The organism is Pseudomonas sp. R151218B TE3479 (assembly GCF_053629195.1).
Genome location: NZ_JBRJHV010000001.1, coordinates 2158638 through 2174380, shown reverse-complemented (window position 1 = coordinate 2174380; position 15743 = coordinate 2158638). Strand labels below are relative to the sequence as shown.

Sequence of the window (15743 nt, the reverse complement as noted above, 5' to 3'; positions counted from 1 at the left end):
ACCATCGACAAAATCCGCAACAGCCCTGGGACTGTTCCTACCCGAAACAGCGACGGGATACCCGCCCACATCCCTGGGTGTTCGACCATAATAATTCGCTCCAACGGAGCACATGACTGTCAGGGATAACCGCATGACGACCGCTACCTGCAACGAGGCTGTGCCTGCCCAGCCGACCAACTCGGCCACTCGCGTGGCGACCGCGAGCTTCATCGGCACTGCCATCGAGTTCTACGACTTCTACGTCTATGCCACGGCGGCGGCCCTGGTGATCGGGCCGGTGTTCTTCCCACAAACCTCAGGCACGGCACAAATGCTGTCGTCCTTCCTGACGTTCGGCATCGCCTTCCTCGCCCGTCCGCTGGGCTCTGCGCTGTTCGGCCATTTCGGCGACCGGATCGGCCGCAAGTCGACGCTGGTGGCCTCCCTGCTGCTGATGGGCGTGTGCACCACGCTCATTGGCGTGCTGCCCGGCTACGCCAGCATTGGTGCCTGGGCGCCGATCCTGCTGTGCCTGCTGCGATTCGGCCAGGGCCTGGGGCTTGGGGGTGAATGGGGCGGAGCGGCGCTGCTGGCCACCGAGAACGCGCCCAAGGGCAAGCGCGCCTGGTTCGGCATGTTCCCCCAACTGGGGCCCTCCATCGGCTTCCTGGCGGCCAACGGCCTGTTCCTGACCCTGGCCATGAGCCTGGACGACGAGCAGTTCCGCGCCTGGGGCTGGCGGATTCCGTTCCTGCTCAGTGCGGTGCTGGTGATCGTCGGCCTCTATGTGCGGCTCAAGCTCCATGAAACCCCGGTGTTCGCCAATGCCATGGCCCGCCAGGAGCGGGTCAAGGTGCCATTGGTCGAGCTGTTCAGCCAATACTGGGCGCCGACCTTGCTGGGCGCCGCAGCGATGGTGGTGTGTTACGCGCTGTTCTACATCTCGACGGTGTTTTCCCTGAGCTACGGCGTGTCAACCCTCGGCTACAGCCGCGAGACATTCCTGGGCCTGCTGTGCTTTGCCGTACTGTTCATGGCCGCCGCTACGCCGTTGTCCGCCTGGGCCAGCGACCGCTACGGCCGCAAACCGATCTTGATCATCGGTGGCCTGCTGGCGATTGCCTCGGGTTTCCTCATGGAACCGTTGCTGACCCACGGCTCGACCGGCGGCGTGGCGCTGTTCCTGTGCATCGAGCTGTTCCTGATGGGGGTGACCTTTGCCCCCATGGGCGCCTTGCTGCCGGAACTGTTTCCGACCCACGTGCGCTATACAGGCGCCTCGGCGGCCTACAACCTGGGCGGTATCGTCGGCGCCTCGGCCGCACCGTTCTTCGCCCAGAAACTGGTGGCGATGGGCGGCTTGAGCTATGTCGGAGGCTATGTTTCAGCGGCTGCGCTGCTTAGCGTCATCGCCGTGCTGTGCCTGAAGGAAACGCGCCACAACGACTTGAACCGGGTCGCCTAGGACGGGCCCGTGGCGAGGCTCCGCGCCTCGCCACGCAAACCTGTCGCCAGCCTGAACGGCCACCAATGAAATAACCATTAACAATCGCCCACCATTGAAACCACCCCCCACCTGCCCCATCTAAGACCCATACCCCATTGCGCAGGTGCCCCATGAGCGACCAGCACTCTACCGAAGCCACTAACGACTACGCTGATTCCGAACACATCGAACACACTTCCTCCGGCACCGGCCTGGCGCTACCCGGCCAGAACCTGCCGGACAAGGTCTACATCATCCCCATCCACAATCGCCCCTTCTTCCCGGCCCAGGTGTTGCCGGTCATCGTCAACGAAGAACCGTGGGCCGAGACCCTGGAACTGGTGGCCAAGTCCGATCACCACTCCCTGGCGCTGTTCTTCATGGACACGCCCCAGGAGGACCCGCGCCATTTCGATACCTCGAAACTGCCGTTGTACGGCACGCTGGTGAAGGTCCATCACGCCAGCCGGGAAGGCGGCAAGCTGCAGTTCGTCGCCCAGGGCCTGACCCGCGTGCGCATCCGCACCTGGCTCAAGCACCATCGCCCACCGTACCTGGTGGAAGTCGAATACCCGCACCAGCCGAGCGAGCCAACCGACGAGGTCAAGGCCTACGGCATGGCGCTGATCAACGCGATCAAGGAACTGCTGCCACTCAATCCGCTGTACAGCGAAGAGCTGAAGAACTACCTCAACCGCTTCAGCCCCAACGACCCTTCGCCGCTGACCGACTTCGCCGCCGCGCTCACCTCCGCCACCGGCAATGAGCTGCAGGAAGTGCTCGACTGCGTGCCCATGCTCAAGCGCATGGAAAAAGTGCTGCCGATGCTGCGCAAGGAAGTCGAAGTGGCGCGGTTGCAGAAAGAGATTTCCGCCGAGGTCAACAACAAGATCGGCGAACACCAGCGCCAGTTCTTCCTCAAGGAGCAACTCAAGGTCATCCAGCAGGAACTGGGGCTGACCAAGGACGACCGTAGCGCCGACATCGAACAATTCGAGCAGCGGCTGGAAGGCAAAGTGCTGTCGGCCCAGGCGCAGAAGCGTATCGAAGAGGAGATGAACAAACTTTCCATCCTGGAAACCGGCTCGCCGGAATACGCCGTCACCCGCAATTACCTGGATTGGGCGACCTCGGTGCCGTGGGGCGTGTATGGCCAGGACAAACTCGACCTCAAGCATGCGCGCAAGGTGCTCGACCAGCACCACGCCGGCCTGGACGACATCAAGGACCGCATCCTCGAATTCCTCGCCGTCGGCGCCTACAAAGGCGAGATCAACGGTTCCATCGTGCTGCTGGTGGGCCCGCCGGGCGTGGGCAAGACCAGCGTCGGCAAGTCCATCGCCGAATCCCTGGGCCGGCCGTTCTACCGCTTCAGCGTCGGCGGCATGCGCGATGAAGCCGAGATCAAGGGCCATCGACGCACCTACATCGGTGCCCAGCCGGGCAAGCTGGTGCAGGCGCTCAAGGATGTCGAAGTGATGAACCCGGTGATCATGCTCGACGAAATCGACAAGATGGGCCAGAGCTACCAGGGCGACCCGGCCTCGGCCTTGCTGGAGACCCTCGATCCGGAACAGAACGTCGAATTCCTCGACCACTATCTGGACCTGCGCCTGGATCTGTCGAAAGTGCTCTTCGTGTGCACCGCCAACACCCTGGACTCGATTCCCGGCCCGCTGCTGGACCGGATGGAAGTGATCCGCCTGTCGGGCTACATCACCGAAGAAAAAGTCGCCATCGCCAAGCGCCACCTGTGGCCCAAGCAATTGGCCAAGGCGGGTGTGTCCAAGGGCAGCCTGAGCATCAACGACAGCGCCCTCAAGGCCCTGATCGACGGTTACGCCCGTGAGGCCGGGGTGCGACAGCTGGAGAAACAGCTGGGCAAACTGGTGCGCAAGGCGGTGATGAAGCTGATCGACGACCCGAAAGCGGTGATCAAGCTCGGGCCGAAGGACCTCGAGGCCTCCCTGGGCAAACCGGTGTTCCGCAACGAGCAGGTGTTGTCCGGCATCGGCGTGATTACCGGTCTGGCCTGGACCAGCATGGGCGGGGCGACCTTGCCGATCGAGGCGACGCGCATCCACACCCTCAATCGCGGCTTCAAGCTGACCGGGCAACTGGGAGAGGTGATGAAGGAGTCGGCGGAGATCGCCCACAGCTACGTCAGTTCGCACCTGAAGCAATTCGGCGGCGATCCGAAGTTCTTCGACGAGGCCTTCGTTCACCTGCACGTACCGGAAGGCGCCACGCCCAAAGACGGCCCGAGCGCCGGCGTGACCATGGCCAGTGCCTTGCTGTCCCTGGCCCGCAACCAGCCGCCGAAAAAAGGCGTGGCCATGACCGGCGAACTGACCCTCACCGGACACGTCCTGCCGATTGGCGGCGTACGCGAGAAGGTCATCGCGGCGCGCCGGCAGAAAATCAACGAACTGATCCTGCCAGAAGCCAACCGGGGCAACTTCGAAGAATTGCCGGACTACCTCAAGGAAGGTGTGACGGTGCACTTTGCCAAGCGGTTTGCGGATGTGGCGAAGGTGTTGTTCTGAGCATCTTGTAGCGCCTGCACGGGCCTCATCGCGAGCAAGCTCGCTCCCACAGGGTTTGGTGTGGATCACAAATGCTGTGAACACCACAAATCCACTGTGGGAGCGAGCTTGCTCGCGATGGCGCCATCAGCAACAACATATCCCCACCCGACACATCCAGTAGCATCTTCGGTTATGCTCGCCGTTCGTCGTGAATGCCGGAGCCGTTGCCCTTATGTCCCTCACTCGCCTGCTCGTCCCCCTCAGCCTCGCCCTGCTGAGCGCCTGCGCCACGCAAACCAGCAACAACGTGACCGTGGAAAAACTGAGCCAGTGCCCCGTAAGGCTCAATAACGGACAGAACCTGATCCTGAGCCTGCCCAGCAACCCCAGCACCGGTTATCGCTGGGCGATCCAGGATTCGGCGGGCGGCGTGTTGAAGGGCTTGGGGCCGGAGGTTTATCGCAACCCGGAAGACGCCGGCATCGTTGGCGCCGCGGGTGTCTCGACCTGGCGCTTCCAGGCGTTCAGCGCCGGCACCGGGCGCTTGCGCCTGACTTATCAGCAGCCTTGGGCACCGGAAGTGCCGCCCGTGGAAACCTTTGACTGCGCTATCGCGGTGAACTGACTGTGGGTTGGCTGATCCTCGCACTGATGGGTGCGGCCACCTACCTGTACGGCCTGGCCATGCATGCCACGCTGCTGTGCCTGCTGGTCAAACCCATGCCGGTGCTGGCCCTGCTCGGCTGGCTGCACGACGCCCCGCCCAGCGAATATCGGCGCTGGATCAGCCTCGGGCTGATTTTTTCGCTGGTGGGCGATGTGTTGCTGGCCTGGCCGGGGGACCTGTTCGTGTTCGGCCTTGGTGCGTTTCTGCTGGCGCACCTGGCTTACCTGAAAGCCTACCTCAGCGATTGCCGCCGCCCGGCGCTGCTGCCCTTGGCCCTGGCCTTGGGCATCGGCGCGGTGCTCCTGGCAATCCTGGTGTCGAGCGGTCTCGGGCCATTGCTGGGGCCGGTGGTGCTCTATGGCCTGGTCATCAGCGCCATGCTCTGGCGAGCGTTGGCACGACTGGGTACCGACGTGCCCAAGCGTTCGGCGTGGTTGGCCGCCGCCGGGGCGCTGGCGTTTGTGTTTTCCGACAGCCTCATCGGCATCAACCGGTTCGTGCAACCCTTCCATGCCGCGCCTTACCTGATCATCGTCAGTTATTGGCTGGGCCAATGGGGCATTACAGCGTCGGCGTTCGCCCGAAAGCCACACTGAGCCAAATAATGTGGGAGCGAGCTTGCTTGCGATAGCGGTCTGTCAGTCAACATTATGGCCGGCTGAACCAGCGCCATCGCGAGCAAGCTCGCTCCCACTGTTTTTTTGGTTAAAATGCCGGCCTTTTCACCACCCATGCCGCTGGAACCGCCGTGAGCAAAGACCCCGATCGCCTATTCGCCCAACCCCTGGCACAAGTGCCGGACTTCGCCTTCAACGAGGACGTGGTGCGGGTGTTTCCGGACATGATCAAGCGTTCGGTGCCGGGTTACCCGACCATCGTCGAAAACCTCGGCGTGCTCGCCGCGCAATTCGCCCAGCCGGGCAGCGTGCTCTATGACCTCGGCTCGTCCCTGGGCGCGGTGACCCAGGCCCTGCGCCGCCATGTGCGCACCGACGGTTGCCGGGTGATCGCGGTGGATAACTCGGCGGCCATGGTCGAGCGCTGCCGTGAATACCTCAACGGCCAGGACTCGATGTTCCAGGAGCTGCTGCCGGTGGAAGTGATCGAAGGCGACATTCTCGCCCTGACATTCCAGCCAGCCTCGGTGGTGGCACTGAATTTCACCCTGCAATTCATCGCGCCGGACCAGCGCACCGCCCTGTTGAGCCGCATCCGCCAGTCCCTGCTGCCGGGTGGGGCCCTGATCCTGTCGGAAAAATTGCGTTTCAACGATGCAGAGGAACACGCCCTGCTCACCGACCTGCACGTGGCGTTCAAACGCGCCAACGGCTACAGCGAGCTGGAAATTGCCCAGAAACGCAGCGCCATCGAAAACGTCATGAAGCCCGACAGCCTCGAAGAGCACCGCGAACGCCTGCTGGCGGCCGGGTTCTCGAAAGTCGTGCCGTGGTTCCAGTGTCTTAACTTCGCCTCGTTGATTGCCCTACCATGATTGATCTGTCCCCCCTCGCCCGCCATCTGGCCGGCACGCCCCTGGCCGATTGGGCCGCGACGCTGCAGGCGCAACTCGACAGCAAAATGGAGAAGGGCCATGGCGATCTGGAACGCTGGCAAAGCGCCCTCGATGCCTTGCCGGTGCTGCAGCCGAGCGAGATCGACCTGCTGAACGGCCTGACCCTCGATACCGACTGTTCCGACGAAACCCGTGCACAGATGCGTACGGCACTGATGGGCCTGTCGCCGTGGCGCAAAGGGCCGTTCAACCTGTTCGGCGTGCACGTGGACACCGAGTGGCGCTCGGACTGGAAGTGGTCGCGGGTGGCGCCGCACCTGGACCTCAAGGGCAAGCGCATCCTCGATGTGGGCTGTGGCAATGGTTACTACATGTGGCGGATGCTCGGCGCCGGGGCGGACACGGTGATCGGCGTCGACCCCAACTGGCTGTTCTTCTGCCAGTTCCAGGCGGTACAGCGCTACCTGTCGCAGCCCAACGCCTGGCATTTGCCGTTCCCCTTCGAGGCCCTGCCAGCGGAACTGGAAGGCTTTGACACGGTGTTTTCCATGGGCGTGTTCTACCATCGCCGCTCGCCGATCGAACATTTGCTCGCCTTGAAGGATTGCCTGGTCAAGGGCGGCGAGCTGGTCTTGGAAACCCTGGTGATCGAGGGTGATGAGCACCAAGTGCTGGTGCCCGAGGACCGCTACGCGCAGATGCGCAACGTGTGGTTCCTGCCGTCGGTCCCGGCCCTGGAACGCTGGCTGCGCCGCGCTGGGTTCAGCGACGTGCGCTGCGTGGACGTGAGCCTGACGACCGTGGAAGAACAGCGCAGCACCGAGTGGATGAAGTATCAGTCATTGAGTGATTTCCTCGACCCCGCCGACCACAGCAAAACCATCGAAGGGCTGCCGGCGCCGATGCGGGCGGTGATTGTGGCGCGTAAATAAATACTCCAGACACCACTCCCCCTGTGGGAGCGAGCTTGCTCGCGATGACGGCCGGGCATTCAACAGCCATGTTGCCTGACAGACCGCTATCGCGAGCAAGCTCGCTCCTACAGGGGTTCAGTCTGAAGACTTGGCTCTTCGGGCCTTGAAGAACTCACTCAACACCGTACTGCACTCCTCGGCCAACACCCCGCCCTCGAACATCACCCGATGGTTCAGGAAACCCTGGCTGAAAAACTGCCCCTGGCTCTGCACGATGCCAGCCTTGGGCTCCAGGGCGCCGTAGACGACCCGGGCGATGCGCGAGTGGACGATGAGGCCGGCGCACATGCTGCACGGTTCCAACGTCACATAGAGGGTGCTGCCGGGCAGGCGATAGTTGCTCACCGCCTGGGCCGCGGCGCGGATGGCGACCATTTCCGCGTGGGCACTGGGGTCGTGGCCGCTGATCGGGCAGTTGAAGCCACGCCCGATGATCTCGCCGTCCTGCACCAGCACCGCGCCCACCGGCACTTCCCCCAGGGCGGCACCTTGGGCGGCGAGGGCCAGAGCTTCGCGCATGAAGTCCTGGTCGCGGCTGCGGTCGATGATTTTGGCGGGACGAATCTGACGCATCACGCCACCTCGATGGCGGCCATCAGGCCGGTTTCCATGTGGTCGATCACATGGCAGTGGAACATCCACACCCCTGGATTATCCGCCACCAGTGCCACCTGCGCCCGTTCGTTCTTGCCCAGCAAGTAAGTGTCAGTGAAATACGGCACGACCTTGTGCCGGTTCGACGCGATCACCTTGAAGCTCATGCCATGCAAGTGGATCGGGTGCTGGTACTGAGTCATGTTCTTCAGTTCGAAAATGTAGCTCTGCCCTTTCTTCAGGGTGGCGATCGGCCGGTCGGCGCAGGTCTTGTCGGTGATGTCCCAGGCCTTGCCGTTGATCTGCCACAGGCTTGGCGGCTTGCCATTGTCGACATTGACCGACACCGAACCGACCCATTCGAAATTGAAGTTGAGTTTCTCGGCATTGGCCAGGTCCGGTTCGGACACCGGGTTGGCTGGCAATGCCGGCGGCCACTGGGTCGGTGCGTCACTGTTGGGCACCGAACGCAAGGTGCCCAGGCGCACCGGGCCATTGCGCAACGACAATTCTTCGCCCGCCGGCGGCGCCTTGATCGCCAGGCAAATGCGCATGCCCGGGCCCAGCCAGTATTCCTTGCCCAGCGGGCGCGGTTCGATGGGGTTGCCGTCCAACGCATAGATCTGCGCTTCAACGCCTGGGATGTTGATACGGTAAGTCAGGGTGTTGTCGAGGTTGAGCAAACGCACCCGGGTAATCTGCCCGGCCGGCAGGTCAATCACCGCCTGCGGCACGCCGTTGATGGTCGCCAGCCGCCCGGCCGTGCCGCCACGGGCCGCTTCACGGGGAATGCTGAACGCGACGAACTCGCCCTGCTCATCCACATGCCAGCTCTTGAGGCTCAGGGTCTGTTCGTACTTGAAGCCGGTGGGCTCACGCTCTTCGATGATCAACGGTCCCACCAGCCCACGGCCGAGCTCTTCGCTGCTGTTGACGTGGGGGTGATACCAGTAACTGCCGGCGTCCGGCACGCGGAATTTGTAGTCGAAATATTCGCCCGGCAACACCGGCAACTGCGAGACATACGGCACGCCGTCCATCTCCAGCGGCAAACGGATTCCGTGCCAATGGATGGTGGTGGCGACCGGCAGGTGATTGATGAAACGCACCCGCAACCACTCGCCCTGGCGCACCCGCAGCTCGGTGCCCGGCGCCGAGGGGCCGAACGCCCAGGCCTGGGTCTTGTGCCCCGCCACCAACTCGACGTCCAAGGGCGCGGCGATCAATTCATAGTCGTGACCGGCTTCAGCGTCGGCCCGCTTGCCCAGCCAATACCGCGACGCGCCGCCTGCACCCACACCAACGACAACAAGACCGGCCAGGCCACCGAGTATTTGGCGACGGGTAAAGGACATGAACGCAACCACCTATTGAATCCGTGCAAACCGTTGGGCCCGCAAAAGGCGAATACGATACACCCGCAGATGAGAAACAGTAAGGCCAGCGAAAATGAAAAAAACAAAATGAAAAATGCCCTGGGGAAGTTATCCACAGGGCATTTCGTGCACTCTGGATCAGTCTATTCGCTGATTACGTATTGCTGCGCCGCGGCGTGAAGAAGGCCAACGCCGCTGCAACGATGAACAACGCGGGCACGTCGCCCACCAGATGGCCGATGTGGCTTGTCCCATCCACCTCGACGCCGAAGGACTGCACGGCCATGATCGCGCCGTGCACGACGCTCGACCAAACGGTGAACCAGATCAGGCTCAAATGTTTCATCGGATCGCGCGACGCCATCAGCAGGAACACGCCGAGGGTCGCGTAGATGCCGACGATCATCAGCGGATACTGGGAATGGCCGCTGTGCCACGCCCAGCCGGACGGCCACAGGATCATCAGCGGCCAGATCGCGAATATGGCGATCAGACCGACTACGATCAAAACGATGCGCAAGGCGGCGAGCCGTTGGGTGTCGTTCATGGCGGGCTCCTTATTGCGGCGGATTGCCGTAACTGGATGCCCGTGAGTATAGAACGCTCCCCGGCGTATACCCCGTCAACCGATACCGTCAGTCGTCTTGACGGTTCAGGCCGGCATGCCCGTAATCAGATGCACCACACCGTGCTCCAGTGTCATCACCCCTGCCACCCCGGCCGCGCTCAACCCCGGCCGGTCGATCCGTGCCACGTCCCGCAACTCCACCCGCAGCCGCGTCAGCGCTACGGGTTGATGGTGCTTGAGGTTATCCGCGCCACCCAGCGCGGCGACGATGGCCGGTGACAGCTCATCAACCGCTGTCGCTGGCCTGGACTCTTCCGGTACCAGGTCCGGGGTCAGGGCTTTCCAGAATGCCTGTTGCAATTTGTCGAACATGTTCAATGCTCCATGGCCAGGGTGGCCGGACTGGCCGTGGGTGAATGAATACGCAAGAGATCGCGCACTTGCTCGGCGCTTTCCTGGGCCAAGGCCTGTTGGGCCAGCGTGCGGCATTCGCTCAGATCCCATTCACGCACACAGGCCTTGATGGCCGGAATCAGCGGCACGCTGACCGATAGCTCATCCACGCCAAGCCCCAGCAACACCGGTACCGCCAAGGTTTCCGATGCCAGCGCGCCACACACTCCGACCCATTTGCCGTGGGCGTGAGCGGCCTCGACCGTCCGGGCGATCAGGCGCAGCACCGACGGATGCAGGCCATCGGCCTGGCTGGCCAAGCGCGGGTGGTCGCGGTCCATGGCCAAGGTGTACTGGGTCAAGTCGTTGGTCCCGATGGAGAAGAAATCCACTTCGGGAGCAAACAGGTCGGCCATCAGCGCCGCCGCCGGCACTTCGATCATGATGCCCAGCTTCGGCGCTTGCGGCAGGCCCAAGTTGCGCACCTCTTCGTCCAACATCTGCCGCGCCAGCCGCAACTCCGACAGCTGCGTGACCATTGGCAGCATGATGTGCAGCCGCGTCAGCCCCGAACAGGCGAGAATTGCCCGGAACTGTTCGCGCAATAACTGAGGTCGCTCCAGGCACAGGCGAATACCACGCATGCCCAGGAACGGATTGGCCTCGTGGGCCATCGGCACATAGGCCAGCGGCTTGTCCCCGCCCACGTCCAGGGTACGCACCACCAGATTACGCTCAGCCCCCAGGGCCCGGGCGACAGCGCCATACAGGAGCGCTTGCTCGTCGTGTCCCGGTGGGTGGGCGCGATCCAGGTAAAGCAGTTCGGAGCGCAACAGCCCCACCCCTTCGCCCCCCAGGGTCATGGCCTGCTCCACGTCCCGGAGCGACCCTACATTGGCACTCACCTCGACTCGGTGGCCATCAAGGGTACGGGCCGCCAGGGCCGATTGCTCGAGGTCGCGCCGCTGCCGTCGCAACTGTCGGTCACGGGAGGCCTGGAGTTGCTCAATCCGGGCCGCGTCTGGATTCAAATGCAGTTCTCCGCTGTCGGCATCCAGCAACACCGGGGTGCCGTTGGCGAGGGTCAATACCTGCTCAGGCACGCCACACAACGACGGCAGGCCCAGCGCACGGGCCAGGATCGCCACATGGCTGGTAGCACCGCCACCCACCGTGACGAAACCGGCGATTCGCGAGGTGTCCAGGTTGGCGGTCTGGGACGGCGTCAACTGCGCGGTCACCAGGATCGACTGCTCGGGCAGATCCCAGGCGTGGTCCCGTACGCCGAGAATCAGCTTAAGGACCCGATGCCCGACATCGGACAGATCCATCGCGCGCTCGGCCAGCAGGGTACTGCCCGACTGCTGGAACTGCGTGGCGGTCGCCTCGGTCGCGGTTTTCCAGGCAAAGGCCGCACTCTTGCCTTCGACGATCAAAGCCCGAGCCTGCTCCAGCAAGGTGGGGTCTTCCAGCAGCTCCTGATGAGCGCCAAAAATCTGCGCCTGGACGCTGCCCGCGCCCTCGTTCTGCAGCGCCTTCAATGCCTGGTTCGCCTGGTTCAACGCCTGGTCCAGGAGGGCCTGCTCGGTCTCGATTCCCGCGCCTGGCTCTTGCACTTCCAACGCCTGGGTCGCGATCTGCACCACCACACCCGACACCGAGCCCGGCGAGGCACACACGCCTTGCCAGCGCTCAGGCGTGGGCGATTCGACGCACATGGGCACTTCTGGCGTCGGCTGCGCCTGGACGGATTCACCGCAGCCCGCCAACAATAGTTGCGTCAGTGCCTCGAGCGCCTGTTCGGCCTGTGGACCGGCGGCACTGAGCTGCAGACTGTCGCCCTTGACCGTCTGCAACGCCATGATCGCCACCAGGGATTTGGCATTGGCGCTAGCCTGCTGCTTGTGCAGGCAGATGTTCGCATCAAAGCCTTTGGCCGCCTGGGCGAACACCGCAGCGGGACGCGCATGCAGACCGCTGTCATTAGGCAGGATCAGCGGCTTGGAAAACCGCACCGAGCCCTGTTGCGTCTGCGCGTCCTGCCCTTGCGTCCCTTGACTCACCTGCAGCAACGGCTGACCACTGTCCACCCAGGACGCCTGGGCCGGTATCAGGCTGAAGTCTTCGCCAGTGACCACCAGCATCAACGTCAATAGACTGCGCGCGTGCAAGGCGATGTAGTCGGCATCGAAATCGATCAGCGGTTGCCCGACCTCGACTCGTTGACCTATTTCTACTCGGGAAGTAAAGCCCTTGCCCGCCAGGTTCACCGTGTCCAAGCCGATGTGCATCAACACCTGAACACCGTTGTCACTGGTGACACTCACTGCATGGGCGCTGTCCTGGAGCGTGCCGACAACACCGGAGAGCGGCGCACAAAGGGTCTGCGAAGTCGGATCGATACAGATTCCATCCCCCACGACACGGTTGGAAAAGACCGGATCAGGCACGTTGTCCAAGGGCATCAAGACCCCGGACAACGGTGCGAGCAATTGCAAAGGTTGCGTTGTGTTCATGACTTCACCTGCTGCTGTCTGTTCTTTTGGCATCGCGGGCAGAGCGCATCCACCGACCCGCGTCACACGGGTCATTTCCACCAGTACTCAACCTGCACGCCCACGTTGGAACCATGCCGCGTGCCGCCAAATGCACCGGTGTCGGACAGCGCCGAACCGGCCGCCAGTTCATTGGCTGCGCGCTGGGCCGCCGCGTTCCAGCTGGCGTAGGTGTAATACAGTCGTATTTCCGGGCGGGCCCAGAATTCCGGGCCCTTGGGCGACCAAGTAGGGGCAAAGGTGAATTTGCTCAGCTTGCGTGTTCCATCGCTGGCCTGCACTTGGTCATGGCCCAGTTCCGCCACCAACTTGAACTGATCGGTGATGGCGTAGGCCGGCCGAACCCCCAACGACAGCCAGTCCTGATCGGCGCCATCAGGGCGAATGTCCTTCTGGTACACCGCCTGCACTTGCCCGCCGAAACGCGGCGTGACCTGCCAATCGAAAAACTCCACCAGACGATAGCTCTTGTTGCTGTCGTCCAGTCCGGTATCGCCGGTATAACCCAGTCCGGTGCCGGGCCCCTCACCGTATTGCAAGGCCAGTTTATTCTTGCCACCCAGGAAGTCCTGCTGCACATGCTGGGCGGTCAAGGCCCAGCCGCGATGAGCATCACGACGACTCGCCTGATCGATGAAGCTTACGCCGAACTCCAGCTCGCCACCGGGGTTGGTATCGAAGCCGCCCACGTTGAAATCATGCCGGTTGACTGGGTCTTTCTGGTACAGGTTGTCCTTGCGCGAAAAGGCGTAGCTGTATTTCAGCCCGCCGATCAACACATCCTCGATTCCGGCCCCAGTGGCGCTCTGGTTCCAGTAGTAGAAATCGGAAATATGGATGTCGTTACGCTTGTAGTAACGCCGACCGGCCCATAGCGAGCCTCCGTTCAGGCTGGGCATGTTCGACCACTGGGCATACATCTGCGGCATCCGCGCCGCGCCGTTTTCGCCCTGGAACGTCGGCGTGCGGTCGTAGCGGTTGTACAGCGACGCCATGCCATCCACGCTCAGTACCGAACCGTCGTCGAGGGTGAAAAGATCCTGGCGCAGCTCCAGTTCGCCATATTGTTCGCACTCGTTGCCCAATCGGTATTTGCTTTGTGCCCCGGGCAACTGGAAACAGGATTGGGAGCGGCCATTGGTGGCGCTGCCGACGCCACTGCGCAGGTAGCCGGAGAACTCCAGGGCCTGGGCCGGGAATGGCAACGCCAAGCAGATACAAGACACCGCAAGTCCACGATTTATTGTTATTTTCATATGCCGCTCCTTCTTTTTTATTGTTTTTTGATGCACTTCAATCGTCCTTCGCCTGCCAACGAATGGGCGATAAAGGGCACACGGTGCGTCGAGCGCAACGTGATCGCTATCAGGCAATGCCTGGGTCAGAAATGACGTTTATTCAGTCGCTCAGGTGCAGCACGAACGACTCGTAGGGGCGTAGAAACAATCGTCGCTCACGGTGTTGGCGGTCGTAGTTGCCGATCACCCAGCGTTGCTTCGTGTCGCCGGAGAGAATCCCTTCGGGCAACTGGACTTCGCAGTCGCCACCGTAAAAGTGGCTGACGACCAGCAGGCGCTCGCCCTGGCCTTCGCGCAGGTACGCCCACACATGGGGATGCTCGGGCAGCAGCAGACGATAGACCCCGTCCTGGATCAGGGCTTCGCTGCGACGTAGGGCAATCAAGCGACGGTAGTAATGCAGTACCGAGGTAGGGTCTTGCAGTTGCTGTTCGACATTGATGAAGGCCGCGTTGGCGGGTACGTCGATCCAGGGTTCGGCACGGCTGAAACCCGCATTCGGCCCGGCAGTCCATTGCATCGGCGTGCGCCCGTTGTCGCGGGACTTTTGCATGATCGGCGCCATGGCCTCGGCTTCAGGCACTCCGGCGTTGCGCTTGAGGCGGTAGATGTTCAGGGTTTCCACATCGCGGTATTGATCGATGTGATCGAAGCCCGGATTGGTCATCCCGAGTTCCTCGCCCTGGTACACGAAAGGCGTGCCTTGGAGAAAGTGCAACGCGGTGGCAAGCATCTTCGCCGAGACCACCCGATACTTTCCGTCTTGCCCGAAACGCGACACCACCCGCGGCTGATCATGGTTACACCAGAACAGTGCGTTCCAGCCGCCACCGGCCTGCATGCCGGTCTGCCAGTCGGACAAAATGCGCTTGAGCTCTAAAAAGTCGAAGTCGGCCCGCACCCACTTTTGCAGGTTCGGGTAATCCACTTTCAAATGATGGAAGTTGAAGGTCATCGACAACTCCCGTGATTCCGGGCACGAGTAACGAACGCAGTGCTCAAGGTTGGTGGACGACATCTCGCCAACGTTGATCAGGTCGAAGCCTTCGAAGACTTCCCGGTGCATGTCCTGCAGATAGCGGTGTACGTTCGGGCCATCGGTATAGAAACGTCGGCCATCGGTGTGATCGTCAGGAAAGTCGGCCGGTTTGGAGATCAGGTTGATCACATCGAGACGGAAGCCCCCCACGCCCTTGTCCCGCCAGAAGCGCATCATCTTGAACACTTCGGCGCGCACTTGCGGGTTGTCCCAATTCAGATCGGCCTGAGTGTGGTCGAACAGGTGCAAGTAATACTGGCCGGTCTGTGCTTCGTACTCCCAGGCAGAACCGCCGAATTTGGATTCCCAACTGTTGGGCTGGTCGCGCCAGATATAGAAATCGCGGTACGGGTTGTCGAGGCTGCTGCGAGCAGCCTGGAACCAGGGATGCTCGATGGACGTGTGGTTGACGACGATATCGAGCATCAGCTTGATGTCGCGCCTGTTGGCTTCGGCGATCAACAACTCGCAATCGGCCATGGTGCCGTAGCTGGGGTCAATGGTGTAGTAATCGCTGATGTCGTAGCCGTTGTCCCGTTGCGGGGAACGCAGGAACGGGGTGAGCCACAGGTAATCGACTCCCAACCAGTGCAGGTAGTCGAGCTTGTCCACGACGCCCAGCAAATCACCGGTGGCCTGGCCGCCGTGGCTGTAGAAACTCTTTGGATAAATCTGGTAGATCACTGAGCGTTGCCAGTCTTGCATGGCGAGATTCCTTCAATCTGTTGGATGCTGGCCCGCAGGTTTCATTGCAGGCAGCCCGGCTACAT

Annotated in this window: 13 protein-coding genes; 6 read left to right on the top strand and 7 right to left on the bottom strand. The window is 62.3% G+C overall.

Features of this window, described 5'->3' with window-relative positions; translation table 11 throughout:
• Positions 1–133: 133 nt before the first annotated feature.
• From AB7M32_RS09620 to cmoB, 6 genes are all read left to right on the top strand, one after another.
• On the top strand, positions 134–1447 hold the full coding sequence (locus AB7M32_RS09620; RefSeq protein WP_092202319.1) for an MFS transporter: 1314 nt from the start codon (positions 134–136) through the stop codon (positions 1445–1447).
• Between the two features lie 152 nt (positions 1448–1599).
• Positions 1600–4014, top strand: a complete 2415-nt coding sequence (gene lon, locus AB7M32_RS09615) for an endopeptidase La (RefSeq protein ID WP_454249764.1) — start codon at positions 1600–1602, stop codon at positions 4012–4014.
• 214 nt (positions 4015–4228) lie between these two features.
• Positions 4229–4621, top strand: coding sequence for a protease inhibitor I42 family protein (locus AB7M32_RS09610; RefSeq protein ID WP_014336724.1), 393 nt, complete (start codon positions 4229–4231; stop codon positions 4619–4621).
• A 2-nt stretch (positions 4622–4623) separates the two neighbouring features.
• Positions 4624–5259, top strand: coding sequence for a lysoplasmalogenase (locus AB7M32_RS09605; protein WP_454249763.1), 636 nt, complete (start codon positions 4624–4626; stop codon positions 5257–5259).
• Between the two features lie 152 nt (positions 5260–5411).
• Positions 5412–6155: a carboxy-S-adenosyl-L-methionine synthase CmoA gene (gene cmoA / locus AB7M32_RS09600; RefSeq protein ID WP_018611163.1), complete on the top strand. Its 744-nt coding sequence runs from the start codon at positions 5412–5414 to the stop codon at positions 6153–6155.
• A complete protein-coding gene (gene cmoB, locus AB7M32_RS09595; protein WP_454249762.1) occupies positions 6152–7108 on the top strand; it encodes a tRNA 5-methoxyuridine(34)/uridine 5-oxyacetic acid(34) synthase CmoB in 957 nt (318 codons plus the stop codon). The genes cmoA and cmoB overlap by 4 nt, the downstream gene beginning before the upstream one ends.
• A 117-nt stretch (positions 7109–7225) precedes the next feature.
• Here the strand turns inward: cmoB and tadA are convergent, their stop codons facing one another.
• The 7 genes from tadA to treC all read right to left on the bottom strand — a co-directional run bounded on the left by tadA (position 7226) and on the right by treC (position 15678).
• Positions 7226–7723: a tRNA adenosine(34) deaminase TadA gene (gene tadA / locus AB7M32_RS09590; RefSeq protein ID WP_122568785.1), complete on the bottom strand. Its 498-nt coding sequence runs from the start codon at positions 7721–7723 to the stop codon at positions 7226–7228.
• On the bottom strand, positions 7723–9099 hold the full coding sequence (locus AB7M32_RS09585) for a multicopper oxidase family protein (RefSeq protein WP_072408147.1): 1377 nt from the start codon (positions 9097–9099) through the stop codon (positions 7723–7725). The genes tadA and AB7M32_RS09585 overlap by 1 nt, the downstream gene beginning before the upstream one ends.
• Positions 9100–9274: 175 nt before the next feature.
• Positions 9275–9667, bottom strand: a complete 393-nt coding sequence (locus AB7M32_RS09580; RefSeq protein WP_454249761.1) for a DUF6632 domain-containing protein — start codon at positions 9665–9667, stop codon at positions 9275–9277.
• 105 nt (positions 9668–9772) lie between these two features.
• A complete protein-coding gene (locus AB7M32_RS09575; RefSeq protein WP_454249760.1) occupies positions 9773–10060 on the bottom strand; it encodes a PTS transporter subunit EIIB in 288 nt (95 codons plus the stop codon).
• Between the two features lie 2 nt (positions 10061–10062).
• The gene (gene ptsP, locus AB7M32_RS09570) at positions 10063–12597 is read right to left on the bottom strand and encodes a phosphoenolpyruvate--protein phosphotransferase (protein ID WP_454249759.1); all 2535 of its coding nucleotides are present in this window, start codon (positions 12595–12597) and stop codon (positions 10063–10065) included.
• 71 nt (positions 12598–12668) lie between these two features.
• Positions 12669–13892, bottom strand: coding sequence for a carbohydrate porin (locus tag AB7M32_RS09565; protein WP_454249758.1), 1224 nt, complete (start codon positions 13890–13892; stop codon positions 12669–12671).
• 142 nt (positions 13893–14034) lie between these two features.
• Positions 14035–15678 (bottom strand): alpha,alpha-phosphotrehalase, encoded by a 1644-nt coding sequence (gene treC, locus AB7M32_RS09560; protein ID WP_454249757.1) that lies wholly within the window; start codon positions 15676–15678, stop codon positions 14035–14037.
• Positions 15679–15743 lie beyond the last annotated feature (65 nt).